The organism is Janthinobacterium sp. 78, assembly GCF_003096775.1.
Lineage (GTDB): Bacteria > Pseudomonadota > Gammaproteobacteria > Burkholderiales > Burkholderiaceae_D > Janthinobacterium > Janthinobacterium tructae.
In genome coordinates, this window is record NZ_QENT01000001.1 from 5,962,484 (window position 1) to 5,986,128 (window position 23,645).

22 protein-coding genes are annotated in these 23,645 nt (G+C 63.0%); 7 read left to right on the top strand and 15 right to left on the bottom strand.

Annotation, left to right across the window (positions count from 1 at the left end):
- Positions 1-191 precede the first annotated feature (191 nt).
- Positions 192-677, top strand: a complete 486-nt coding sequence (locus tag C8C92_RS26220) for an SEL1-like repeat protein (RefSeq protein WP_116745701.1) — start codon at positions 192-194, stop codon at positions 675-677.
- Positions 678-698: 21 nt separating this feature from the next.
- Here the strand turns inward: C8C92_RS26220 and can are convergent, their stop codons facing one another.
- The 7 genes from can to C8C92_RS26255 form a co-directional block, all read right to left on the bottom strand.
- On the bottom strand, positions 699-1,370 hold the full coding sequence (gene can / locus C8C92_RS26225; protein ID WP_071075293.1) for a carbonate dehydratase: 672 nt from the start codon (positions 1,368-1,370) through the stop codon (positions 699-701).
- 134 nt (positions 1,371-1,504) lie between these two features.
- Complete coding sequence (gene dnaJ / locus C8C92_RS26230; RefSeq protein WP_071075292.1) at positions 1,505-2,638, bottom strand: molecular chaperone DnaJ; 1,134 nt, start codon at positions 2,636-2,638, stop codon at positions 1,505-1,507.
- Between the two features lie 160 nt (positions 2,639-2,798).
- Positions 2,799-4,742, bottom strand: coding sequence for a molecular chaperone DnaK (gene dnaK / locus C8C92_RS26235; RefSeq protein WP_099761960.1), 1,944 nt, complete (start codon positions 4,740-4,742; stop codon positions 2,799-2,801).
- 91 nt (positions 4,743-4,833) lie between these two features.
- Positions 4,834-5,355, bottom strand: a complete 522-nt coding sequence (grpE, locus tag C8C92_RS26240) for a nucleotide exchange factor GrpE (protein WP_071075290.1) — start codon at positions 5,353-5,355, stop codon at positions 4,834-4,836.
- 344 nt (positions 5,356-5,699) lie between these two features.
- On the bottom strand, positions 5,700-6,809 hold the full coding sequence (gene hemH, locus C8C92_RS26245) for a ferrochelatase (RefSeq protein ID WP_116745702.1): 1,110 nt from the start codon (positions 6,807-6,809) through the stop codon (positions 5,700-5,702).
- A gap of 150 nt (positions 6,810-6,959) precedes the next feature.
- Positions 6,960-8,627 carry a DNA repair protein RecN gene (gene recN / locus C8C92_RS26250; protein ID WP_116745703.1) on the bottom strand — a complete coding sequence of 556 codons (1,668 nt, stop codon included), beginning with the start codon at positions 8,625-8,627 and terminating at the stop codon, positions 6,960-6,962.
- Between the two features lie 47 nt (positions 8,628-8,674).
- A complete protein-coding gene (locus C8C92_RS26255; protein ID WP_243420365.1) occupies positions 8,675-9,646 on the bottom strand; it encodes an NAD kinase in 972 nt (323 codons plus the stop codon).
- Between the two features lie 256 nt (positions 9,647-9,902).
- On the opposite strand from C8C92_RS26255, the gene C8C92_RS26260 reads away from it, so the two are divergent.
- From C8C92_RS26260 to gloA, 3 genes are all read left to right on the top strand, one after another.
- Complete coding sequence (locus C8C92_RS26260) at positions 9,903-10,169, top strand: hypothetical protein (RefSeq protein WP_099761957.1); 267 nt, start codon at positions 9,903-9,905, stop codon at positions 10,167-10,169.
- Between the two features lie 145 nt (positions 10,170-10,314).
- On the top strand, positions 10,315-10,737 hold the full coding sequence (locus C8C92_RS26265; RefSeq protein WP_099761956.1) for an OsmC family protein: 423 nt from the start codon (positions 10,315-10,317) through the stop codon (positions 10,735-10,737).
- A gap of 124 nt (positions 10,738-10,861) precedes the next feature.
- Positions 10,862-11,269, top strand: a complete 408-nt coding sequence (gloA, locus tag C8C92_RS26270; protein WP_010401713.1) for a lactoylglutathione lyase — start codon at positions 10,862-10,864, stop codon at positions 11,267-11,269.
- A gap of 4 nt (positions 11,270-11,273) precedes the next feature.
- On the opposite strand, the gene C8C92_RS26275 is transcribed toward gloA, so the two are convergent.
- Positions 11,274-12,179 carry a LysR substrate-binding domain-containing protein gene (locus C8C92_RS26275; protein ID WP_116746132.1) on the bottom strand — a complete coding sequence of 302 codons (906 nt, stop codon included), beginning with the start codon at positions 12,177-12,179 and terminating at the stop codon, positions 11,274-11,276.
- Positions 12,180-12,270: 91 nt separating this feature from the next.
- On the opposite strand from C8C92_RS26275, the gene C8C92_RS26280 reads away from it, so the two are divergent.
- Positions 12,271-12,738 (top strand): DMT family transporter, encoded by a 468-nt coding sequence (locus tag C8C92_RS26280; protein ID WP_243420366.1) that lies wholly within the window; start codon positions 12,271-12,273, stop codon positions 12,736-12,738.
- A gap of 69 nt (positions 12,739-12,807) precedes the next feature.
- Here C8C92_RS26280 and C8C92_RS26285 read toward each other — a convergent pair whose 3' ends face one another.
- From C8C92_RS26285 to C8C92_RS26315, 7 genes are all read right to left on the bottom strand, one after another.
- Entirely contained in the window at positions 12,808-14,148 is a 1,341-nt protein-coding gene (locus C8C92_RS26285) for a TolC family outer membrane protein (protein ID WP_116745705.1), read from the bottom strand.
- Positions 14,149-14,289: 141 nt separating this feature from the next.
- Positions 14,290-14,613, bottom strand: a complete 324-nt coding sequence (locus C8C92_RS26290; protein ID WP_116745706.1) for a rhodanese-like domain-containing protein — start codon at positions 14,611-14,613, stop codon at positions 14,290-14,292.
- 13 nt (positions 14,614-14,626) lie between these two features.
- The gene (locus tag C8C92_RS26295) at positions 14,627-15,277 is read right to left on the bottom strand and encodes a protein-L-isoaspartate O-methyltransferase (RefSeq protein ID WP_116745707.1); all 651 of its coding nucleotides are present in this window, start codon (positions 15,275-15,277) and stop codon (positions 14,627-14,629) included.
- Between the two features lie 169 nt (positions 15,278-15,446).
- Positions 15,447-16,097: a TetR/AcrR family transcriptional regulator gene (locus tag C8C92_RS26300; protein ID WP_071075280.1), complete on the bottom strand. Its 651-nt coding sequence runs from the start codon at positions 16,095-16,097 to the stop codon at positions 15,447-15,449.
- Between the two features lie 184 nt (positions 16,098-16,281).
- Positions 16,282-18,672: an ABC transporter permease gene (locus tag C8C92_RS26305; protein WP_116745708.1), complete on the bottom strand. Its 2,391-nt coding sequence runs from the start codon at positions 18,670-18,672 to the stop codon at positions 16,282-16,284.
- Complete coding sequence (locus C8C92_RS26310; RefSeq protein ID WP_116745709.1) at positions 18,669-19,349, bottom strand: ABC transporter ATP-binding protein; 681 nt, start codon at positions 19,347-19,349, stop codon at positions 18,669-18,671. Before C8C92_RS26310 ends, C8C92_RS26305 begins: the two co-directional genes overlap by 4 nt.
- 31 nt (positions 19,350-19,380) lie before the next feature.
- Positions 19,381-20,676 (bottom strand): efflux RND transporter periplasmic adaptor subunit, encoded by a 1,296-nt coding sequence (locus tag C8C92_RS26315; protein ID WP_243420367.1) that lies wholly within the window; start codon positions 20,674-20,676, stop codon positions 19,381-19,383.
- Positions 20,677-20,933: 257 nt separating this feature from the next.
- Here C8C92_RS26315 and C8C92_RS26320 point away from each other — a divergent pair, with 257 nt between their 5' ends.
- Both C8C92_RS26320 and C8C92_RS26325 read left to right on the top strand, forming a co-directional pair.
- Positions 20,934-22,286: a sigma-54 dependent transcriptional regulator gene (locus C8C92_RS26320; protein WP_099761949.1), complete on the top strand. Its 1,353-nt coding sequence runs from the start codon at positions 20,934-20,936 to the stop codon at positions 22,284-22,286.
- On the top strand, positions 22,276-23,523 hold the full coding sequence (locus tag C8C92_RS26325; protein WP_116745710.1) for an ATP-binding protein: 1,248 nt from the start codon (positions 22,276-22,278) through the stop codon (positions 23,521-23,523). Before C8C92_RS26320 ends, C8C92_RS26325 begins: the two co-directional genes overlap by 11 nt.
- The last annotated feature ends 122 nt before the right edge of the window (positions 23,524-23,645 follow it).

A 23,645-nucleotide genomic window follows, 5' to 3' on the forward strand; every position in this document is an offset into this window, starting at 1 on the left:
GGGAAGTCCACTGTAAGCCGGCTCGCCCATCCTGCAAACGAAGCATTTCTGATATGGATATGCGCGGCGCGTTGCGCCAGGCTGCAACAGCGGCTGTCACGCAATGGCACAGCGGCACCGGCTTTGCCCGGAAAGGGAGCTAGCACGCAACTTGCTTGTCTGCCAATCTTCAACCATCGACCAGGAAAACCATGCGCACCTACGCCCTGCTGCTCGCCGTTCTGTTCGCTGTTCCCGTCCACGCCCAGGATAGCCAGGATGAAGGCGATCTCAGCTACAAAGCCTATGTGCACAGCGACAAGCGCATCAAGTGCTTGTACGGCTATGCGGCCGACAAGACGGGCGACCATGCGGCCGCCGTCGCCATCTTTGAAGATTGCATCCGGCGCTGGAACGATGTGTATTCGATGATTTGGCTGGCCCAGCTGTATGAAACGGGCATCGGCGTGCCGAAGGACTTGCAACAGGCGACGGCGCTGATGCGGCGTGGTGCGCAGACGAACGATGACGCCGCCTATGCGCGGCTGGCGCGCTATCACTATGGCGTGGCGCTGGCCGAAGGCCGGGGCACGCCGCAGGATATTGCCCAGGCCAAGACCTGGCTGCGGCAGGCGGCGCAAGAAGGTGTGCCGGAGGCGGCCGAGTATCTGGGCCGCCTGGAGGGCGCGGCACCCTAGCGCCGCGCCAGCATTGCTGGCTTACGCCGTTGCTTCGTAGCGGGCCAGGCGGGTCGCCATGCGCGGCGCCAGCTCGTGGCCGGCCGTCACCGTCACTTCCAGGTCGTTCAGCAAGCCATCCTTCAAGCCGTAGACCCAGCCATGGACGCTGAGTTCCTGGCCCCGTTCCCACGCATCTTGCACGATGGTGGTCTGGCACACGTTCAAGACTTGTTCGACCACGTTCAGTTCGCACAGCCGGTCACCGCGCTGGCGGCTCGTCAGCACGTCGCCCAGGTAGCGTTCGTGCTTCTGGCCCACGTCCTGCACGTGACGCAACCAATTGTCGACCAGGCCGATGCGCGTGCCCGTCATGGCCGCATGCACGCCCTTGCAGCCGTAATGGCCGACGATGATGACATGTTTGACTTTCAGCACGTCCACGGCAAATTGCAGCACGGACAGGCAGTTCAGGTCGGAGTGCACGACCACGTTGGCAATATTGCGGTGCACAAACACGTCGCCAGGCGCCATGCCCAGCAGTTCGTTGGCGGGCACGCGGCTGTCGGAGCAGCCGATCCACAGGTATTCGGGCGACGTTTGCGCTTCCAGGTTCTTGAAGAAGTTCGGGTCTTTCGCCACCATCGAGTCGGCCCAGCGGCGGTTACGCTGCAGCAGTTCCGCCAGGGCCATGCCATTTTTCGGTTCGGTCATATCGCTCCCATTGTGTAAGTACGACTGAGGGCTGCAGATCGCGCCCATAGGCCGGCGATGTGCGCACATGGCTCAGTCGTAGTGAAAAAAACGCCGGGATGTTGAAGCATCCCGGCGCATGGTATTACGTGTGCTTACTCAAAGAAGTCCTTGACCTTGTCTTTCCAGGTCTTGCTTTGCGGACTGTGCTTGGCACCGCCCTCGGTGGTCGACTTTTCAAAGTCGCGCAGCAGGTCTTTCTGTTTTTCCGTCAGCTTCACCGGTGTTTCGATCGCCACGTGGCAGAACAGGTCGCCCGCGTAACCGGAGCGCACGCCCTTGATTCCCTTGCCTTTCAGGCGGAAGGTCTTGCCCGACTGGGTGCCCTCAGGAATCGTGAACGACACTTTGCCGTTCAGGGTAGGCACTTCGATTTCGCCGCCCAGGGCCGCCTTGGTGAACGAGATCGGCATTTCGCAATGCAGGTCGTCGCCTTCGCGCTGGAACACGGCGTGCGGCTTGATGTGGATTTCCACATACAGGTCGCCCGACGGACCGCCATTCGTGCCCGGTTCGCCGTTGCCGGACGAACGGATACGCATGCCGTTGTCGATACCGACTGGAATTTTGACTTCCAGGGTCTTGTTGCGCTTGATGCGACCGGCGCCGCCGCATGGCGTGCAGGGGTCGGTGATGACCTTGCCGCTGCCATGGCATTTCGGGCAGGTTTGCTGGATGCTGAAGAAACCTTGCTGCATGCGCACCTGGCCGTGGCCACCGCAAGTACCGCAGGTGGTTGGCGACGTGCCCGGCTTGGCGCCGCTGCCGTGGCAGGTGTCGCACTTGTCCCAGCTCGGCACGCGGATGGTCGTGTCGAAGCCGTGCGCAGCTTGCTCCAGTGTAATTTCCAGGTTGTAGCGCAAGTCGGCGCCACGGTACACCTGTGGCCCCGCATTGCGGCTGCGACCACCGCCACCGCCAAAGATGTCGCCGAAGATATCGCCGAAGCTGTCGGCAAAGCCGCCAGCACCGCCGCCGAAGCCGCCACCGCCGCCCATGTTCGGGTCCACGCCAGCGTGACCATAGCGGTCATACGCTTCGCGCTTTTCCGGATTGGTCAGCATTTCGTAGGCTTCTTTGACTTCCTTAAACTTTTCTTCCGATTCCTTGCTATCCGGATTGCGGTCCGGATGGTATTTCATCGCCAGTTTACGGTAAGACTTTTTGATCTCTTCTTCCGAAGCATTTTTTGCGACACCGAGTGTCTCGTAAAAATCACGCTTTGCCATGTTGTCGGCACCTTGCAGTCTATCTACTGATGTAAAAATTACACGAAAAAGCCGAGTCGAGTGCTGCACTGGGCAACGACTCGGCTCGGCCGGTCTTCGCGGCTAATCCCGCGATGTAGCGTTCAGCCCGGCTGCCCCCAGTTCATGGGAGCGCAAGACATTACTTGCTGTCTTTGACTTCTTTGAAGTCAGCGTCAACAACGTCGTCTTGCTTGGCGCCTGCGTCCGATGCGCCAGCAGCTTGCTGTGCACCTTCCGCGCCGCCGGCAGCTTGCTGCGCTTGCATGTCGGCATACATTTTTTCGCCCAGTTTCTGCGATGCGCTCGACAGTGCAGCCACCTTGGCGTCGATCTCAGCCTTGTCACCCGCCTTGATGCTTGCTTCCAGGTCGGTGATCGCCGCTTCGATCTTCTCTTTCTCGCCCGCATCGAGCTTGTCGCCGTATTCGGTCAAGGATTTCCGGGTCGAGTGTACCAGAGCATCGGCCTGGTTGCGCGACTCGGCCAATTCTTTGACCTTCTTGTCTTCTTCCGCGTTCAACTCGGCGTCTTTCACCATCTTCTGGATTTCAGCCTCGGTCAAGCCGGAATTGGCCTTGATCGTGATCTTGTTTTCCTTGCCGGTAGCCTTGTCTTTCGCGCCGACATGCAAGATGCCGTTGGCGTCGATGTCGAAGGTCACTTCGATCTGCGGCGTACCGCGCGACGATGGTGGAATGCCTTCCAGATTGAATTCACCCAGGCCTTTGTTGCCGGCGGCGATTTCGCGCTCACCCTGGAAGACCTTGATGGTCACCGCAGGCTGATTGTCGTCGGCCGTCGAGAACACCTGGCTGAACTTGGTCGGAATCGTCGTGTTTTTGTGGATCATCTTGGTCATCACGCCGCCCAGGGTTTCGATACCCAGGGACAGAGGGGTGACGTCCAGCAACAGCAAGTCTTTGCGTTCGCCCGACAGGACCGAACCTTGAATCGCTGCGCCCACGGCCACGGCTTCGTCCGGATTCACGTCTTTGCGTGGATCTTTGCCGAAGAATTCCTTCACTTTTTCCTGTACCTTCGGCATACGCGTCATGCCGCCGACCAGGATGATGTCATCGATGTCCGACACTTTCACGCCAGCATCTTTGATGGCAATGCGGCATGGTTCCATCGTCGCGATGATCAGTTCTTCCACCAGCGACTCCAGCTTGGCGCGGGTCATCTTCAGGTTCAGGTGGACCGGTGCGCCGTTCGCCATGGCGATGTACGGCTCGTTGATCTCGGTTTGTTGCGACGACGACAATTCGATCTTCGCGCGCTCGGCAGAAGCCTTGATGCGCTGCAGAGCGATCGGATCTTTTTTCAGATCGATGCCGTTGATCTTCTTGAACTCGTCGATGATGTAATCGATGATGCGCTGGTCGAAGTCTTCGCCGCCCAGGAAGGTGTCGCCGTTGGTCGACAGAACTTCAAATTGTTTCTCGCCATCAACATCTGCGATTTCGATGATGGACACGTCGAACGTACCGCCACCCAAGTCATACACGGCGATTTTACGGTCGCCCTTTTCGGTCTTGTCCAGGCCGAACGCCAGCGCTGCCGCGGTTGGCTCGTTGATGATGCGCTTGACGTCCAGACCAGCGATACGGCCGGCATCCTTGGTGGCTTGACGCTGCGAGTCGTTGAAGTACGCAGGCACGGTGATGACGGCTTCGGTGACTTCTTCACCGAGGTAGTCTTCTGCCGTTTTCTTCATCTTGCGCAGCACTTCAGCGGAAATTTGTGGCGGCGCCAGTTTTTTGTCGCGTACGCCGATCCATGCATCGCCGTTGTCGGCTTTCATGATTTGGTACGGCATCAGCGAGATGTCTTTTTGTACTTCTTTTTCGTCGAACTTGCGACCGATCAAACGCTTGACTGCGTACAGCGTGTTTTTCGGATTGGTCACGGCCTGGCGTTTCGCCGGCGCGCCGACGAGAATTTCGCCATCTTCTTGATAAGCAATAATCGACGGCGTCGTGCGTGCGCCTTCAGCGTTTTCGATTACCTTTGGTTGACCGTTTTCCATGATGGAAACGCAGGAATTCGTGGTTCCCAGATCGATACCGATAATTCTACCCATGATTTTTTTCCTTTTATTTGCTAGATTTCAGATGGTTCTTATATGTGGCAAAGCGGCATGGTTTCAAGGCTTGCTTGATGCCGCACTCTGATTATTTTGCTTGCGCGGTCGTGACAATGGCTGGACGCAGCAGGCGGTCCGCAATCATATAGCCCTTTTGCAGGACGGATACGATGGTATTGGCTTCCTGCTCCGCTGGCACCACGGCAACAGCCTGGTGTTTCATCGGATCGAGCTTTTCACCCTGCACCGGCAACACTTCCACCAGGCGGTTGCGCTCGAACGCGGCGTTCAGTTGCTTCAGGGTCATCTCGACGCCTTCTTTCAGCGATTCGATGGTCGGTGCTTCCACCGTCAGCGCCGTTTCCAGGCTGTCTTTCACCGGCACCATGGCTTCGGCAAAGCTTTCCACTGCGAATTTATGCGCTTTAGCAACATCTTCCTGCGCACGGCGGCGAATATTTTCGCCATCGGCCTTGGCGCGCATGAAGGCATCATGCATCTCTGCAAGACGCGCTTCGGTACTCGCCAACTGTTCTTCCAAAGTAGGCTCTGCGGGAGCCGCGGCGTCCGCTTGCGGATTAGGTACAGCTTGGTTTTCCTGATCTTGCATCTAGAAAGCTCCTACAATCAATGACTTAAATGAGTTAGTCTAATTATCTTTACAACACTAACGGGCAGATGGGGCTATATCCTATTGTTTCAAGGGGTATGCATGGCAAAACCAGATTTACATCGATCCATGTTACAGCTATTTACAAAACGCTACCCATTTCGGCCAGCGATCCGTGCGCGCCCCCTTGATTTTGCAGGCTTCCCACCGTAAAGCGGGCATTCTACCAGCCGCGCCGCCGCCATCGCCACTGGCGGCGTTGCTATCTGGATAGTACTTTTGTCGCACCAGACATGACAAAGCCGCGCAAGCGCGGCTTTTGATTGTCAAAAAAATTACTATCCTTAATTCGCCGCGCCCAAGGCCAGGGCCGCCGTGCGCGCCTGCTCGCCCGCTTTCTTGTCCGCTTCGCGCTGCGGTGCCGTCTTCATCGTCGGCCAGCCGATCATGTGTTGTTCGGCAATTTCCGCCATGCCCGCGATCCAGGCTGGCGTTTCGTTCAGGCAAGCGATGTAATGAAACTGCTGGCCGCCGGCCGTTTCGAAATCATGCTTCGCTTCCATGGCGATCTCTTCCAGCGTTTCCAGGCAATCGCTGGTAAAGCCCGGACACAACAGGTCAACACGCTTGACGCCCTGTTGCGCCAGCGCCACCAGGGTCGGTGCCGTGTACGGCTGCAGCCATTCGGCCTTGCCGAAGCGCGACTGGAAGGTTACCACGTATTGCTCTTTACTTAACTTTAACTTTTCCGCCAGCAAGCGCGCCGTTTTCAGGCATTGGCAGTGATAGGGGTCGCCCAGCAGCAAAGTGCGCTTGGGCACGCCATGAAAACTCATCACCAGTTTTTCTGGACGGCCATGCGCTTCCCAATGGTTCAGCACGGAATCGCGCAGGGCGTCGATATACGTGTCGTGCTCGTGATATTGCTTGATAAAGCGCAATTCCGGCACATTGCGCACCGTGGCGTAATGGGCAAACACGGCGTCGTAGATGGAACCGGTCGTCGTGCCCGAGTATTGCGGATAGGCTGGCAGGATGGCGATGCGCTCGCAGCCTTCGCTTTTCAGCCTGGCCAGTACTTCGGGCAGGGAAGGCGAGCCGTAACGCATGGCCATGGCCACCGTGACGCCGTCGTGGCCCCGCTCGGCCAGCGCGCCGGCCAGCAATTTCGCCTGCTTTTGCGTATGCACTTTCAGGGGCGAGCCCTCGCGCGTCCAGATCGATGCATATTTCTTGGCCGACTGGCCGGAGCGGAATGGCAAGATGATCAGGTTCAAAATGAACCACCAGACCAGGCGGGGAATCTCCACCACGCGCGGGTCGGACAAAAATTGCTTCAGGTAGCGCCGCACGGCCGACGAGGTCGGCGCATCGGGCGTGCCCAGGTTGACCAGCACCACGGCGCTGCGGTCGATACTGCCATGCGTGTACGGCGGTTCTGTTTGAAATGACATGAAGGCTCTTCGAAGGCGTTGGATGGATTAGGCAGTTATTATAGTTGCATTGAGTTAATAGCAAAGCACTGGGGTCAGACCCCCAATGCCGCTAACGTCAAGCTCAGCGCTAACGCATCCGGGGGTCTGACCCCGGATTTAAGCCTGCGGTCAAATCGCCAGCAATTCGCGTGCATGCTTGCGCGTGGTGGCGGTGATTTCCAGGCCGCCCAGCATGCGCGCCACTTCTTCCACGCGGGCCTTGGCGTCGAGCATGTCGATGCGCGACGCCGTCTTGCCATTGTCCAGGGTGCTTTTTGCCACCTGAAAATGCTGGTTCGCCTGGCTGGCCACTTGCGGCAAATGGGTCACGCACAATACTTGCCGTCCCTGTCCCAGGCGTTTCAGCAAGCGCCCCACCACTTCCGCGACGGCGCCGCCGATGCCGCTGTCGACCTCGTCGAAGATCAGGGTCGGCGTGGTGGTGGCATGCGAGGTGATGACGGAAATGGCCAGCGCGATGCGCGCCAGTTCGCCGCCGGACGCCACCTTGGCCAGCGAACGGGGCGCCGTGCCCGCATGGCCGGCGACGAGGAATTCCACTTGCTCGAGGCCGTGCGCGGCCGCTGCGCACGGGTGCAGGGCGATCTCAAAGCTGCCGCCCGTCATGCTCAGTTCCTGCATGGCGCGCGTGACGGCGTGCCCCAGCTCCAGGGCGGCGGCGCGGCGCGTGTCGGACAAGCGCTCGGCAACACTGCGGTACTCGGCTTCGATCTTCGCTTCTTGGCGCAGCAAGCCGTCGATATCGGAAGCGTCGGCCAGGTGCTGCAGCTTTTCCGACAGCTTGGCGTGTTCCTCGGGTAGCTCTTCGGGCGTGACGCGAAATTTGCGGGCCGTGCTATGCATGGCTTCCATGCGCGCGTCGAGCTGGTGCAGGCGCTCCGGGTCCAGTTCCACGCGGTCCAGGTAGTTGTTCAGCGCGTACACGGATTCCTGCAGCTGGATGCGCGACGATTCGATCAGGTCGACGATCGGCTGCAATTCCGCATCGACGGACACCAGCTTGCCCAACTTCTGGTTCAGGGCAGACAGTTGCGACACGATCGGGTGGTCTTCCGACTCGGAAATGAGCGACAGCGCTTCCTGCGCCCCTTCCAGCAGGCTGGCCGCGTGCGACAGGCGGCTGTGCTCGTTCGTGATCTCGGTCCACTCGCCGGGCTTGGCAGCCAGTTTTTCCAGTTCGCCCACTTGCCATTCCAGGCGTTCGCGCTCGTACAGCACGTTGGCGGCGTTGGTTTCGAATTCTTCGCGCTGGCGCACGAGGGCGCGCCAGCGCTTGTGCAGCGCCGCCACCTGCCGCGCATCCTGCTCCACGCCCGCTTCGCGCGCCGTCGCCTGGCCGTCGAGCAAGGCGCGCTGCGCCTCGCTTTTCAGCAAGGACTGGTGCGCGTGCTGGCCGTGGATATCGACCAGCATGTCGCCCAGTTCGCGCAACTGCGCGGCCGTGGCGGGAATGCCGTTGATGTACGCCTTCGAACGGCCCGCATTGTCGATCACCCGGCGCAACAGGGCGCCGCCATCATCGTTGGCGAATTCGTTGGCCACCAGCCAGGCCTGCGCCACCTCGCTGACGGAAAAATCGGCCGTGATGTCGGCCTTGGCCGCGCCTTCGCGCACCACGCTGGCATCGCCGCGCCCGCCCAGGGCCAGGGTCAGCGCATCGATGAGGATGGACTTGCCGGCGCCCGTCTCACCCGTCAGCACGCTGAAGCCGGCGGAAAATTCCAGTTCAATGGTATCGACAATGACAAAATCGCGAATGGACAGTGTATGGAGCATGGCTTCTGTGGTTAGGCGGCGCACCGCGGGTTAGCGTGGAGAAAATGTTAGCTGAGCTTGCCCTCGCCCGACGGGTACTCATTCCAGTGCAGTTTTTCACGCAGGGTGTTGTAGTAACTCCACCCTTCCGGATGCAGGAAGGTAATCGTGTGCGGCGAACGGCGGATGAGGATGCGGTCTTGCTGCACCAGGCTGGCAAAGGTCTGCATGTCGAAATTGACGCTGATATCGCGCCCGCGCACGATTTCCACCACGATCTGGCTGGAGTCGGGCAAGACGATGGGGCGGTTCGACAGCGCATGCGGGGCAATCGGCACGAGCACGATGCCGCCCAGAGTCGGATGCAGCAAAGGGCCGCCGGCCGACAGTGAGTACGCGGTCGAGCCCGTGGGCGTGGAAATGATCAAGCCGTCTGAGCGCTGGTTGTACATGAAGTGGCCGTCGACTTCAACGCGCAATTCGGCCATGCCGGCGCCGGCGCCGCGCGAGACGACGACATCGTTGACGGCCATGCCCACGTGAATCGACTCGCCGTCGCGCAGCACGCTGCCTTCGAGCAAGGTGCGGCGTTCGGCCTTGAAGCGGCCACCGAGAATTTGCGCCAGCACGGGCAGCATGCGCTCGAGCGGGATATCGGTCATGAAGCCCAGGCGTCCCTGATTGATACCGATCAAGGGGACGTCGAATGGCGCCAGCTGGCGCGCAATGCCCAGCATGGTGCCGTCGCCGCCCATGACGATGGCGCAATCGGCGGCGGCGCCGATCTCGGCTGGCGACATGGCGCGCACGCCGGGAAACGCCAGGTTCAGATGCACGGCCGTCTCCGCCTCGAAGACCACCGTGTGGCCCAGCACCTGCAGGAAATCGACGATGCTTTTGACGGGCTCGGCAATGCCATCCGTATTCTGGCGCACGACCAGGGCGATGGTCTTGGCGCCCAGGTTGAAGCGCTCGCCCGGGGCTGGCAAGGTCGCGGCTGGCTGTTCGGCACGTTGTTCGGCGTGTGTATCGACGGGCATAAGAATCTCGGTAGTGAATTCGGTGGCAAACCGCCCCAGGCTGTCGCGTCGCACGCCGGCATCGCATGATACTGTATATATGCACAGTATAGTGTGCCTGTCGTGTGCCTGCAAGGGGCGTTCTTGGTGTTGCACGCAGTGTAGCGCAGAAAAAGAATCGTCCATGCGTGCGCCAGCGCTCCCAGCACGGACAAATCCGCTTGCAGACGGCCTGGCGCGGCAGGACACTGGTAGCACTTTACTGTCAGGAGGCCATATGGTTAGCCAGCATAGCGAACGCAAGATCAATACCGATGAAAAGGTCAAAAATGACGGCGTCGACCGCCTGCCGCACGAGCGTGACGAATCGCCCGATGCGCAAGACGTGCGCCCGCGCAAAATCATGCAACAGGCGGCCAGCGACCTGGAACGCGGCCTGGTCGACACGGACCGCCATGCCCAGCCCGGCGTGGAAAAGGTCAAGCCAGCCGCGCCGCAGCAAGCCCGCCCCGATGCGCAACTGGAACCAAAGAAGGCGCGCTGAGTCGAACTGTCAGGCACCGCGCCTTTGCCGATTCCGCGCCATGAGTGCGTTGATGCCGCGCATGCGCCCCCTGTGTGACGCAACGAACGGAAGCGCAAAGGCAGGGCGCGCATGATGGACGTTCGAACCACGCAAGGAGTACATCATGAAAAAAACAGGATCAGCCGTCTGGAGTGGCGGCCTTAAAGATGGCAAAGGGTTTATTTCCACCGAAAGCGGCGCGCTCGACAATGTGGCATATGGCTTCAATACGCGCTTCGAAGACGGTCCCGGCAGCAATCCGGAAGAATTGATCGGCGCCGCCCATGCCGCCTGCTTTACCATGGCCCTGTCCGGCCAACTGGGCGAGGCAGGCTTGCGCGCCACGGCCCTGAAAACCACGGCCGATGTCAGCCTGGAAAAAATCGATGGCAGCTATGCCATCACGGCCGTGCACCTGACCCTGGTGGCGACCATTCCCGGCGCCACCGACGCAGCGTTCCAGGATGTGGCCCTGCGCGCCAAGCTCGGTTGCCCCGTGTCCAAATTGCTGGCCACGGAAATCACGCTGGACGCCCGTCTGGAGTAAATCCACAGGCACTAACGTCACCGTCTGCGGCTGTCCTGCACCAGGGCGGCCGGGGCGGTCTCGGCAAGAAAGCCATAAAGCGCATAAAATCCTGCCATTCCCCTATCACCATCAAGGATTTACGATGCGTATTTTGCACACCATGTTACGGGTCGGCGACCTGCAGCGCTCCATCGATTTTTACACCAAGGTCCTGGGCATGAAGTTGCTGCGCACCAGCGACAATCCCGAATACCAGTACACGCTGGCCTTCGTCGGCTATGGCTCGAACCCCGACCACGCGGAACTGGAACTGACGTATAACTATGGCACCACCAGCTACGAGCTGGGCACGGCGTATGGCCACATCGCCATCTCGGCCGACGACATCGTCGCCGCCTGCGACGCGGCACGCGCGAATGGCGGCAACGTCACGCGCGAACCGGGCCCCGTGAAAGGCGGCAACACGGTCATCGCCTTCATCACCGACCCGGACGGCTACAAGATCGAATTGATCGAGCGCAAGTTCGACGGCCAGGGCGGCGGCCTGTAATTGCTCAGCCTGGCCCCGCGGCCGTTGCAACGGCCGCGCGCAGCCAGGCGATGCCCGCATCACCGTCCGTACGGCGGTGCCGTATCGCTTCAAACGCAAACGGCGCGATGGCAAACGGCACAGAATATTGTGCCAGCCCTTGCGCCGCGCTACCGCGCAAGGCGCGCTGCGCCACCGTCAAAATCACGTCCGTCCCCAGCACGACATCGGCTGCGACCGTCCAATACGGCACGCGCACGGCGATGCGGCGCGTCTGGCCCAGCTGTGCCAGCGCTGCATCGACTTCGGCCGCCATGCCCCCCTCGCCGGATGCCACCAGCACGTGCGGGCGCGCCAGATAAGTCTCCAGACTCAATGTTTCGCCCGGCGCCAGGCTGGCCGGATCGAGCGCGCACACGAACGTTTCCTCGAATAGGGTTTCTCTATGTAACTGCTCGGGCAGTTGCGGGAACACGCCCAGCGCCAGGTCGATCTCGCCATCCTGCACGCCAGCGATCACGGCAGGACGGCTGGCGTAGCTGACGGCCAGGTCGATGCCGGGCGCTTCCACGCGCAAGCGGCGCAACAAGCGCGGCAAGAGCAAGGCCGCGCCGTAATCCGACATGGCCAGACGAAACACGCGCTGCGCCGTGGCCGCCTCGAAAACGGCGCCACCGAGCACGGAACGCACGCTTTGCAGCGCTTCGGCCAGCGGCCGCGCCAATGCCAGTGCGCGCGCCGTCGGCTGGAAGCCGCCCTTGCCGCGCAGCAGCAGTGGATCGTCGAGCAGATGGCGCAGGCGCGCCAGCGCATGGCTGACGGCAGGCTGGCTCATATGCAAGCGTTGCGCCGCGCGCGACAGGTGGCGCTCGCTGAGCAGCGCGTCCAGGATCACCAGCAAATTCAAGTCGACGGACCGCAGATTATTCATTTCGTGCATAGTTGGATGACAAAATACGAATTGGATTTAATCAAGACAGCATAATACGATGACGCCATCAACTCAACTGCAGGAGTCACCGATGCATGCATGGATTACCGTATTTGCCCCGCTGGCCATGCTGGCCGGCGCCGTCGTTCCCTTCCAGGCGGGCGCGAATGCCGCGCTGGGCCGTAACCTGGGCCACCCGCTGTGGGCCACCCTCGCCTCGCTGGCCGTCAGCGCCGTACTCGCCTCGCTGGTGATGCTGCTCTGGAGAGTGCCGGCACCCGATTTCCAACTCGCCGTGCGCGGGCCCGGCTGGTCGTGGCTGGGTGGCGTGGCCGGCGTGTTTTATATTACGGCCGCGCTGATGCTGGCGCCGCGCATGGGGTCCGGCCCTTTCATGGCGGCCGTCATCGGCGGACAAATGCTGGCCGCGCTGGCCATCGACCGCTACGGCTTGCTGGGCTTTGCCGTCAAGCATATTTCTCCGCTGCACTGGGCCGGCGCGGGCCTGGTGGTGGCCGGGGTCGTGCTCACACAGATCGCCAACAGCCGCACTATGTGACAACACATCCAGACGAAAAAAAACCAGCACCGTTGCCGGTGCTGGTTTTAATTGACAACAAGACCGCGCTTACTTGTCCAGCAAGGCGTTGACGGGCATCAAATCCGTTTCCTTCAAGGTGCCGGCCGCGGCCTTCAGGCGCAAGCCGTTCATGATGGTGTCGTAACGGGCTTTCGACAGGTCTTTTTGCGTGGAGAACAATTGTTTCTGCGCATTCAAGACGTCGATATTGATGCGCACGCCCACTTGATAACCGAGCTGGTTCGATTCCAGCGCCGATTTGCTCGACACTTCCGCCGCTTCCAGCGCCTTGACTTGCGCCAGGCCGCTGTTGACGCCAAGGAAAGCCTGGCGCGCGCCCTGCGATGCCGTGCGGCGTGCCGTTTCCAGGTCGTTGCGGGCCTTGTTTTCCAGCGCGATCGATTCGCGCACCTTGCTGGTGACGGCAAAGCCGCTGAAGATCGGGATGCTCCACTGCACGCCGATGGCGTTATTGTTGTTGCCGTTGCCATTGCCGCCACCCGAGGAATAGCTATGGCCAGCGTTGGCGATCAGGTCCAGCGTCGGGTAGTGGCCGGCGCGGTTGCGGCCGATGTCGCGCTTGGCCGATTCCACATTGAACTGCGCCGTGACGACGCCATAGTTCTGCTCTTCGGCGGACGCCACCCACGGTTCGACGGCAGCCGGTTCGGGCGCGCTGATGACCACGCCCGTGCGCATCGGCGCCAGCGACGTTGGCGCTTCGCCGATGATGGTTTGCAAGGCACTGCGCTTGTTGGCCAGGTCATTGATGGCGGCAAATTCCTGCGCCACCACCAGGTCGTAGGCCGCTTGCGCTTCGTGCGTGTCGGTGATCGTTTGCGTGCCGACTTCGAAATTGCGCTTGGCCGATGCCAGCTGTTCCGTCGTGGCGACCTTTTGCGCCTGCGTCGCGCCCAGGTTGTCTTGCGCGCTGAGCACGTCGAAATACGCCTGCGCCACGCGCGTGATCAGGTCTTGCTGGACTTGCGCAAATTGCGCTTCAGCAATCGCTTGCGCCAGCTTGCTTTGCTGGTAGGTTTCCCAACGGTCCCAGCGGAACAGCGGTTGCGCCAGGGTCAGGTTGTAGCTGTTCGTGCGCACGTTGACGGACGGAGAGGTGATCTTGTTGCCACCATTGTTCTGGACGATTTGCTCCTGATTGCCGCGCGTATTGCTGCCCGACGCGGAGATTTGCGGCAGCAAGCCTGCCATCCCCTGCGGAACCCGCTCCATCCCGGCCGACAGGGCCGCGCGCGCGCTGGCGTACTGCGCGTCATTGGCCAGCGCCTGCTGGTACACCTGGATGAGATCGGCCGCCTGCGCTTGCAGCGAGCATGTCATCGAGACAAAGGCGCTGGTCATCAGCACGGCGATAAGGGGTTTCCGCATTGCATTTCTCCGTTGGAGTCGTCAAAAGTTGATGGAATCAAAAATCTGCTACCGCTTGCCTTGCACCCGCCGGATGAGCGGGGTACAGGCCTCCGCAGGCATGCAGGAAAACATGCCTGGGTGCATCTACTACAAAATGACTTAGTATTTAGGCATTGCGCTGTCGACTTGCAGCGTCCAGGCATGCACGCCGCCCGTCAAATTACTGATCTTGCCAAAACCATTGCGCTCCAGGAAGGCCGCCACTTGCATGCTGCGCATGCCGTGATGGCAGATGCAGACGATCTCGGCGTCTTCATCGAGGTCATCGATGCGCGCAGGAATCGAGTTCATCTGCATCAAGGTGGCACCGTCGAGGTGGCACAGGTCGAACTCCCACTGTTCCCGCACGTCCAGCAACAACGGGCGCGGACGGGAAGGGTCAGCCAGCCAGGCGGCCAGCTGCGGTGCACTCAAATGCTCCATCGAATCGGTCGCCTCAGAACTGGAAATGCGACGGTGCCACCGCTTGCAGCGGCGTGACATTGGTTTCAAACAGCTTGCGCGTGTCGTAAGCCTTGTCCGAGCTGCGCGTGATCAGGTGCGCCGACATGATCGGCGCTTCGCCGATGATAGCCAGGATACGGCCGCCGACTTTCACTTGTTGCAACAGTGTTTCCGGCAACACGGCCAGGGAGCCGGACACGACGATCACGTCGTACGGTGCGCCCTTGCTCCAGCCCTGGGCGCCGTCGCCCAGTTCCACGGTGACGTTCGTCACGCCATTGGCGGCCAGGTTCTGCTCGGCCAGGGTTTTCAATTGGGGAACGATTTCCACGCTCGTCACATGGCGCGCCTTGTGCGCCAGCAAAGCGGCCATGTAGCCGCTACCGGTGCCGATCTCCAGCACATTTTCATGCTTCTTGACGGCTACGTCTTGCAAAATGCGCGCTTCCAGCTTCGGCGTCAACATGCATTCGCCGCCGCCCAGTGGAATTTCCGTATCGACGAAGGCCAGGTTTTTATAGGCGGCCGGCACGAAATCTTCACGCTTGACCACGTTCAACAACTCCAGCACGTCGAGATCCAGTACGTCCCATGGACGGATCTGCTGTTCGATCATATTGAAGCGGGCTTGTTCGATATTCATCTTTGGACTCGGTAAGTGAAGTAATAATCCGCCATTTTATCGTTGAACTGGCTGAAAGCACATGTTAACCATAAAGGCGGGGAATGGAGGAAATTTGCGACGATCTGCAGATTTGGGGGGGCGAACCTTGGATAGGGGCAACTGAACGGTTGTAGCCAGGCCCGGCGCATCAGCTTTTGCCGGGCGCCTCCACCTGCAGGCTGCGCACGCTCATGTCGATGAACGCATCCATGTAGGCGAGCGGATCGATATTCTTGACCTCGCACGGCAGGTAGGAGTGCGTCCACATCATCAGCATGGTGACGGGCGCGCTGAGGATGGTGCTGACCAGCACGGCATCGACCTGGCGGAATTCGCCACGCTGCATGCCCCGTTCCAGCAAGCTGACGATCAGCGCATTGCCGCGCGTGACGACTTCTTCGTTGTAAAACTGCGCCAGTTCCGGGAAATTGTTTGCTTCGGCCAGCATCAGCTTGGTCAAGCCGGCCAGTTTCGTGGCGCCGAACTCTTCCCACCACTGCATCATCACCTTGCGCAACAACTCGGCGCTGCTGCTATCCGAGGCGGCCATGCTGTCTTCCGCCTCGCCGATCGACTGCACGATATTGTCGCGCACCACGGCCTTGAACAACTCTTGTTTATTCTCAAAGTACAGGTACAGGGTGCCTTTCGACACGCCGGCCCGCTTGGCCACATCCTCCAGGCGCGTCGACGCGAAGCCCCGTTCGACAAACAGGTCGAGGGCGGCGGCGAGCAATTCCTGCGGGCGGGCATCCTTGCGCCGCTCCCAGCGGGGCTTGGTATCAATCGGGGCTTGCATGTATCTTTCCAAGTAACTTACTTTTGAGTCATTAATAGTAGACCTGTCTACCGCCGAGGTCAAGCGCAGGCTGCCAGGCCCATCCTGCTGGCTGACGTGCACGCTCGCCATTGTAACGCGTCGCAGTTGCAGGACGGCCATCGGCAGGGAGTGTCCGACACTGATCCCATGCCGCCAGCGCATCTCAATCGCGCAAGGCTTGCGCCGGCGCCATGCGCATGGCCGACCAAGTGTGCCGCACGGTGGCCAGTAGCGCCACCAGCATGGCCAGCAGCAATGCCGCCGCCAGTGGCCAGGCGCCCACCGGCGCGCGTTCGACAAAGCCGGCCAGGTAGCGCGCGATACCCAGGGCCGCCAGCGGCAAGCCCAGTACGGCACCGGCGGCGAGCAGCAGCATGAACTCGCGCCCCACGAGGCGGGCGATGGCGGCGCGGCCCGCGCCATGCAACTTGCGCAGCACAATTTCACGGCTGCGGCGCTGCACGCTGTAGGCCGACAGCACGTAGATGCCGAAGGCGGCGAGCAACATGGCGATCAGACTGGCCAGGCCGAGCATGCGCGCCAGACGCAGATCCTCGGCATACATCTGCGCCAACAGGCTTTGCGCCGTGCGCAGTTCCAGCATCCGCTGCGGAAAATAGCGCTGCCACAGCGGCTCGATGCGTGCATGCGCCGCTGCCACATCATCATTGCTGCGCAAGGACAGTGCGCCGCCGTGGCGCAAATCGAACAGCATCGGCTGGGCCGCCTGGCGCATGTCCTGGAAACGGATCGGCGGCGCGATGCCGATAATCACCTGCCCATCCGGCATCGCCTGCCCCACGGCGGCCTGCGGCGTGGGATAGCCCAGCGCCAGCGCCGCCGCCGCATTGAGCACCACTACCTGGCTGCCGATCCGGTCCTGCGCCGCATCGAACAATCGCCCGTGCAAGGGCACGATGCGGTGCAGGGCAAACCAGCCGGGCGTCATGGGTTTGTATTCCAGGCGCACGTCGCGCCCGTCGCGCGTCCTGACGCTGCCGACGACCTTGCTGCCATCGCGCCCGACCGCTTCCGCGATGCCCGCCACGCCGCCGATGCCGGGCAGGCGCGCCAGCGCCTCTTCGAAGGCGCGCGCCTGCGGGCTGTCTTCGCTCCCGGGCGGCAAATCCAGCACCAGCAAGCCGTCCGGCATGAAGCCCGGCGAGGCGTGGCTGCCATACCAGGATTGCCAGCCGACCGCCAGGGTCGCGGCGCACAGCGCCATGGCGGCGCCAAACTGCAATACCGTCAGCACGCGGCGCAGCCACAGACCAGCCGCTGTTTCGCTGTTGCCGCGGCCCGCCAGCGCGGGACCGGGCCGCACGCGCAGCGCACACCAGGCGGGATAGACGCCCGCACACAAGCCCGTGAGCACGCCAAACAGCAAGGCGCCGGCGCAGCGCCAGGCGGTGAACATATCGTCCAGCGGCCGCTGCACCAGCTCGGCGAAGAGCGGCAGCGCCAGCCAGGCCAGCAGCAAGCCCGCGGCGGCGGCCAGCAACGCCGTCAGCACCGACTCGGCCAGGAACTGCCGCACCAGGCGCGCGGCACCGGCGCCGAGCAGCTTGCGCACGCCGATCTCGCGCTGGCGGCGCAAGGTGCGCACGGTGGCCAGATTCACGTAATTGATGACGGCCAGGGCAAGTATCAGCAGCGCCAGCACGGCCAGTCCCACCACGCTGGCGCGCTGCCCGTGACGCGCCGCCGCGCGGCTGTGGTACAGGTCCGCATCGAAGTAAGCCTGCGCCAGCGGCAGCAGCGCGATGTCGGTGACGTTGCGCCCCGCGAGCGCACGGCCCATGGAGGCGCCGCGCACGTGCCGGTCTTGCGGCGAGTCGTTGACGGCCTGCTGCAGCAGCGCCGCCAGCGCACCGGGGTCTGCGCCTGGGCGCAGCTGCAGGTAGATGGCGCCGCGCCCCGTGCCGGCAAAAGCGGCCTCGCGCTGCGCCGCCGGCCAGGCACTGCTGAGCGTGCCCACCAGCACTTCATACGGCACGCTGGTGTTGCGCTGATGGTCAGGCAGGATGGCGCGCACCTTCAGCGTGACGCCGCCGATCTGCAGCAGCTGGCCCAGCGCGGATGCGTCGGCAAACAGCTTGCGCGCCGCCGTCTGTGTCAGCGCCACGGCATCGGGCTGCGCCAGCGCCGAACGCAGATCGCCCTGCAGCGCCGTGACGCCGAACAGGCTGGCGAAATCCGCATCGACCGCTTGCACGTTCAGCGCATACGGGCGCTCGCCGCGCTGCACCGGCACATCCAGTTCCTTGACGATGCTCGCCATGCCGACAGCGCCGCTGCGCCGCGCCACGTCGCGCAGCGACAAATAGGCAAAGTTCTGCCACTCGGGGCGGATGAACAGATTGATGCGCTGCTTGACCAGCAGCACGCGCTCGCGCTGCGGCACCTGGCTATCGTAGCCCAGGCTGTAGCCGACAAAGCCCAGCAGCAGGAAGCAGGCGGCGAAACCGACCGCCAGACCCAGGATGACGGCCGCCGAGGCGCCCCGCTGCTGCGCCATCAGGCGCCAGCCGATGCGAAAATCGGCCGCCTTCATGCGGCTTGCAAGGCGTCGACCATGACGCGCCCGTCCAGCAAATGCAGGGTGCGCGACGCCTGCGCCGCATGGTCGGGCGAGTGCGTCACCATCACCACCGTCGTGCCCTGCGCATTGATGCTGCGCAGCAGGCGCATGACTTCATTGCCGTGCGCCGTATCGAGGTTGCCCGTCGGTTCATCGGCCAGCAAGACGGCCGGCCCGGCCACCAGCGCGCGCGCGATCGCCACGCGCTGCTGCTGGCCGCCCGACAGTTGCGACGGCCGGTGTCCGGCGCGGTGCGCCACGCCCAGCTTGTCGAGCATGGCGGCCACGCGCTGGCGCCGTTCGCGCGCCGGAGTGCCGTTGTACTCGAGCGCCAGCTCCACGTTCTCGAACACGCTCAGTTCCTCGATCAGGTTGAAGCTCTGGAAGATGAAGCCGATGCGCCCGCGGCGCAGCGCATTGAGCTTTGCCTCGGTCCATCCTGCCACATTCTGGCCCTCGAACCAGTATTCGCCATGGCTGGGAATATCGAGCAATCCCAGCAGACCCAGCAGGGTCGATTTACCGCAGCCCGAGGGGCCGGTGATGGCCACATATTCGCCCGCCTCGATCTCGAGGTCGATGCGATCCAGGGCCTTGGTCTGGATATCGCCTGACTGATGCATCTTGCTGACGCCGACTAGTTTGAGCATGGGTGCTACCTTTATGGAGGATGAGGGGAATTTACCGGCTTATGTGCAATCTGGGGGAATTTCCATAGGCAGCGTAGGCCGACAAGATCACGCGCTCGCCTGCCTGCAGCCCTTGCAGCACTTCGAGCTGGCTGTTGTTGCGCCGGCCGATACGCACCGCGCGCCGCTGCGCCTGGCCGCCGGATGCATCGAGCACGTAGACCCAGGCGCCGCCGCTGTCGTTGATGAAGGCGCCGTTCGGCAGCAGCAGCGCGGCGGCCGGCTCGCCCAGGGTAATCTGCGCATCGAGGCTTTGCCCAGGATTGAGCACGGGCGGCTGGCCGTGCGTGAACACCAGTTCCACCGTGAAGCGGCCCTCCTTGATCTGCGGATAAATCGTCTGCACGCTCAGCGCGTAATTTTGCCCAGCCTGGACGATGCTGGCCTGCCGTCCCGCCGCCATGCGGTTCAGGTAAAACTCGTCCACCCTGGCCGACAGCTTGTAGCGCACAGGGTCGTCGATGCGGCCCACATTCTTGCCCGTCGCGATAGACTCGCCCACCTGCAGCCGGAAGTCCGTCAGCCGGCCGGCGGACGGCGCGCGCACGGCCAGGGCGTCGACCGTGGCACCGACCAGCAGCAAGCCCGAACTGAGGCCGGCGATGGACGCGCCAAGCTGGCTGGCCGCATCGCGGCGCACCCGCGACTCCGCCTGCGCCGCCTGCTGTTCCTGCGCCAGCGCGCGCTGCTGCTGCAGCAGCGTGTCGGCCGATTCCTCCAGCGCCACGCTGGAAATGAAGCCCTGCGCCGCCAGCCTGACATTGCGCGCATGCTGCTTGCCACCCTGCTGCAGCGCGAACGCCAGGTCATCCAGGCGGCGTTGATGCTCGCTGGTGCTGGCCTGCTGCGCCACGCGCAAATTGGACAAGTTGAAAATCTGCTGCGCATGTTCGGCCTTGCGGGCCAGCAGTTCCAGGTTGCGCTGCGGATTGGAGATACGGAACAGCAGCTGGCCCTTGCTCACCAGTGCGCCATCACTGGCAAGCACCTCTTCGATGCGGCCCGACTCGACCGAATCGAGGAGCACGGAATGCAGCGGCTCGGCGCTGGCGCGCACCACCACTTCATCGAGGAAAATACCGCGCGCCACGGCGCCGATGCGCAATTCGGCGACAGGCACCTGCAAGCCGCGTGGCATGGCCCACCAGCCAGCGGCGGCCAGCGCGGCCAGCAACAGCATGCCCGCCAGGCCGGCAACGACAAATTTTCGCCGGCTGCGCGGCACGCGCGTATCCATGGCGGCGCCGCTGGACGGCAAATGGGGCATGGCAGATGGAGGAGCACGCATATTTATTTTCACGTCTTTGGCACAAGTATTCGCCATCTATCAGCAAGCAGCGTGCCAGCAGCGGACGCCACGCGGACATGCGCCCCGCAGCCGTTCGCCAAGCATGCTGGCACGACGCGGTATCCCGCAGTGTCCATTTCCGGACAGCGACTGTTCGCAAGCGCACAGCGCCGGCAAACAGGCATGCCCGCAGCGGCCGCCACGATACCAGCACGGCTGCTAGAATGCGCCACCGACCGACGCTCACTATGCTCTCCATGGCCAACACCGCAGCCCACGTCCTGATCCTCGACGACGATATCGATGTCGCCTGCGCCGCACAGCTGCTGCTGCGGCGGCGCTATCGCGACGGCAAAATCGATACGCTGTGCGACCCTGCAGGACTGCCCGCACTGCTGGCCAGGGCGGTGCCGGAGGTGGTGCTGCTCGACCTCAATTTCCAGCCCGGCCAGACCGATGGCGCACAAGGCCTGGCCTTGCTCGACCTGCTGCGCGCGCTGCCACGGCCGCCTTGCGTGATCGCCATGACGGCGTATGCCGATGTGCCGCTGGCGGTGGCGGCGCTGCAGCGCGGCGCGGGCGACTTCATCACCAAGCCCTGGGACAACGCGCGCCTGGCCGCCACCGTCGAACATGCGCTGGCGCGCCGCGCCGGTACGGCCGCCACAGCCACTGCCGCGCCAGACCTGATGGGCGACTCTCCGGCCATGCGCGAGCTGCGCGCGATGGTCGCCAGCGTCGGCCCCACGGAGGCGAATGTGATGGTGCTCGGTGAAAACGGCGTCGGCAAGGAACTCGTGGCGCGCGCCCTGCACCAGGCCTCGCGCCGCGCCGCCGGTCCCATGCTGGCGGTGGACATGGGCGCCGTGCCGGAGGCTACCTTTGAAAGCGAATTGTTCGGCCATCGCAAAGGCGCGTTCACCGATGCCAGACAGGAACGCGCGGGGCGCTTCCAGGCGGCGCGCGGCGGCTCGCTCTTTCTCGATGAAATCGGCAACCTGCCGCTGGCGGCGCAAGCCAAGCTGTTGACGGCGCTGGAACGGCGCGAAGTGACGCCGCTGGGCGCGGACCGTCCGGAAGCGATCGACGTGCGCATCCTCAGCGCCACCAATGTCGATGAAGCGCGGCTGTTCGATCCGGCCGTGTTCCGGCCCGACCTGCTGTTCCGCCTGAATACCATCGTGCTGCGCGTGCCGCCGCTGCGCGCGCGCCGCGATGATATCGCCATGCTGCTGCGGCATTACCTGGCGCACTACGAAAGCCAGTACCAGCGCACGCCGCGCACGCCCGCAGCGGAGGCGCTCGATTACCTGCAACAGCATGACTGGCCGGGCAATGTGCGCGCGCTGCGCCATGCCTGCGAACGTGCCGTGATCCTGGGGGGCGAGGCGCACTACACGCGCAGCGACTTCGGCCTGTTCGACAGCCACGCCCAGGCGGCAGCGGTGCCCGCGACACCTGCCCACGCACGCCAGACGCTCGGCGCGCTGGAACGCGACGCCATCCATCGCACGCTGGAACAGGTCGACGGCAATATCAGCCATGCAGCCAAGGCCCTGGGCATCAGCCGCGCCGCGCTGTACCGCAAGCTGAACAAACATGGCATCTGAGCGCAACCTCAAGACGACGGCCAGCGCCAGCATCGCCGCCATGCTGGCGCTGGCCAGCGCCGCCGGGTATTTTTTCGCACTCGCGTCGCCGCGCCTGAGCGTGCTGTGCCTGCTGCTGGCGATGCCGCCGGCGTGGCTGCTGTGCCGCTGCCTGAACCGCCTGGCGCTGCGGGTGTCGCGCCAGGAGTCGACAACGACAGCGGCCATGGCGGCGGCAGCGTCGCCAACGCCCGATGAAGAATCGCTGAGGGCGCTCGAAGCCTGTCTCGAACACGCGCCCATTGCCCTGTTCCGTATCCAGAGCGGCGCCGTGGAACACAAGGTGACGCCACTCAACGCCAGCGCCCGGCGCCAGCTGGCGCCCGGGCATGCGAGCGAGCCACAGCGGTGGCAGCAACTGCTGGCGGCGCAGCCTCCCGGCCAGCGCCGCCTGCTCAGTTTTGACACGGAACGGGGCGTGGAACGGGCGCTGGTGGCCGTGGCGGCGCTGACCTTGCAAGGCGCGCCGCAACACCTGGCCGCGCTGATGCCGGTGGAAAGCGAACTGGAAGCCGAGGCGCTCAATGCCTGGCGCGAACTGGTGCAAGTGCTGACGCATGAAATCATGAATTCGCTCACGCCCGTCGCCTCGCTGTCGCGCACGGCCTGCGACCTGCTGGCGGACGTGCGCCCCCTGCTGCCGCACGAGATCCATGCCGACCTGGCGACAGCGCTCGACGCCATCGCCCGCCGCGCCGCCAGCCTGGCCGATTTCGTGGCCAGCTACCGCAGCCTGTCCAGCGTGCCCGCGCCGCAGCCCGAAACGGTGCGCCTCGAACACCTGTTCCAGCGCCTGGAAGCCCTGCTGGCACCGGCCTGGCAGGCGCGCGGCGGCACGGCGACATTTTCCGTCGAACCGGCATCGCTGGAAGTGCGGATCGATGCAGGCCAGCTGGAACAGGCGCTGATCAATCTGCTCACAAATGCGGCCGAGGCCACGCAGGATATTGCCGCGCCGCGCGTGACGGTCAGCGCCCGCCTGAGCCGGGGCGCGCGTCTGCGCATCGAGGTGCGCGATAACGGCCATGGCGTGCCCGATACGCTGGCCGCGCACATTTTCATGCCGTTTTTCTCGACCAGGAAACAGGGGCGCGGCATCGGCCTGGCGCTGGTGCGCCACCTGGCCCATGCCAACGGCGGCACCTTGCGCCATGCGCGCCCGGTCGCTGCCGGCGCATGTTTCCTGCTCAGCTTTTAAGCCGACGGCACCGCATCAGGTACACGCGCCAGCAGTTCACGCCGCGTTTTACGCAGTTCATCGCATTTGCGTTCAGTAAAGATAGGCGCTTTGCTATCTTGTTATCGACAGCACGGCAGCCG